Annotated in this window: 1 protein-coding gene; it reads right to left on the bottom strand. The window is 32.6% G+C overall.

The window, feature by feature from the left end; genetic code table 11:
* A partial coding sequence (locus tag PL8927_RS27630; RefSeq protein ID WP_197047590.1) for a transposase occupies positions 1–554 on the bottom strand: 554 nt, incomplete at its 3' end.
* Between the last annotated feature and the right edge of the window lie 114 nt (positions 555–668).

Here is a 668-nt window from a genome sequence, read left to right as displayed (position 1 = left end):
TAGGATGATAAATTCAGGGGTAATGTCATGTTATCATTTAATTTAATATTGAATTTTTGAGAAATGGGAAATTTTTGTGACGGGTGCATTTCGTCGGTTTGCCAATTATAGGGATTATTCAGAATATATTCTTGAATTTTTGTTAATGTTGTCTGATTGCGAATAATATGTTCATAATACCCCCTTTGCCATACAGAGATTCCTGACAGCGATCGCAATTGATTAATTCTCCGGGCTGAAAATGTTTTTAACCCCCGGACAATTTCCGATAAATTATAGCTATAATCCGTTAAAATAATAATACCATGAATATGATTCGGCATAATTACAAAACTATCTAATTTAATGCTAGGATAAACTTTTGTAAGGTTAAGCCAATTAAAATTAACAACTTCCCCATAACGGTTTAAAATAACAATTTGCTCTTGAATATCCCCTAATAAACATTCACGCTTATCAATACAAATCGTTATAAAATACGCTCCAGGTTGACTATAATCATATCCCCGTAGACGAATAGAATGGCGGTGATGAATATCCCGATTATATTTCATTTTTTCATAAAATCAATACAATATTTATATTCTATCCAAAATCTACCCCGTAGGGGCGGGTTCGAGTTAACCTTTAATACCCATAAACAATCTAAATAAACCCGCCCCGATCTT

The sequence above is a fragment of the Planktothrix serta PCC 8927 genome (genome assembly GCF_900010725.2).
Taxonomy (GTDB): domain Bacteria; phylum Cyanobacteriota; class Cyanobacteriia; order Cyanobacteriales; family Microcoleaceae; genus Planktothrix; species Planktothrix serta.
This window is presented reverse-complemented; position numbering and strand designations above follow the sequence as displayed.